The sequence below is a fragment of the Pseudomonas psychrophila HA-4 genome, assembly GCF_000282975.1.
Lineage (GTDB): Bacteria > Pseudomonadota > Gammaproteobacteria > Pseudomonadales > Pseudomonadaceae > Aquipseudomonas > Aquipseudomonas psychrophila_A.
In genome coordinates this window covers 1-450 of record NZ_ALJC01000048.1, presented here as the reverse complement: position 1 = coordinate 450, position 450 = coordinate 1, and the positions used below count along the sequence as shown (strand labels likewise).

The window sequence follows — 450 nt, the reverse complement described above, 5'->3', positions numbered from 1 at the left end:
TTACTCACCCGTCCGCCGCTCTCAAGAGGTGCAAGCACCTCTCTACCGCTCGACTTGCATGTGTTAGGCCTGCCGCCAGCGTTCAATCTGAGCCATGATCAAACTCTTCAGTTCAAACATCTTTGGGTTTTGAGAAAACCCTAAACTTGGCTCAGCAATCGTTGGTTACATCTTTGATTTCTCGCGGAGTAACTTGTGATGCTGATAATCTTTTTGACTATCAGTCTGACTCCACAAGCACCCACACGAATTGCTTGATTCAGTTGTTAAAGAGCGGTTGGTTAAGCTTTCGCTCAACCGAGGCGCGCATTCTACAGCAGCCTCTGTTGCTGTCAAGCGGTTATTTTAAGATGTTTTCAAAGTTTCCTTTGTAACATCAACCACTTGCGCTTTCGATCTCTCGTTAGCGGGAGGCGAATTCTACAGCGTTACACGCTGCTGTCAACACCT

1 rRNA gene is annotated in these 450 nt (G+C 47.1%); it reads right to left on the bottom strand.

Going from position 1 to position 450, the window contains the following annotated elements:
- A 16S ribosomal RNA gene (locus B347_RS0105645) occupies positions 1 to 114 on the bottom strand; the annotation flags it as partial.
- Positions 115 to 450: the final 336 nt, after the last annotated feature.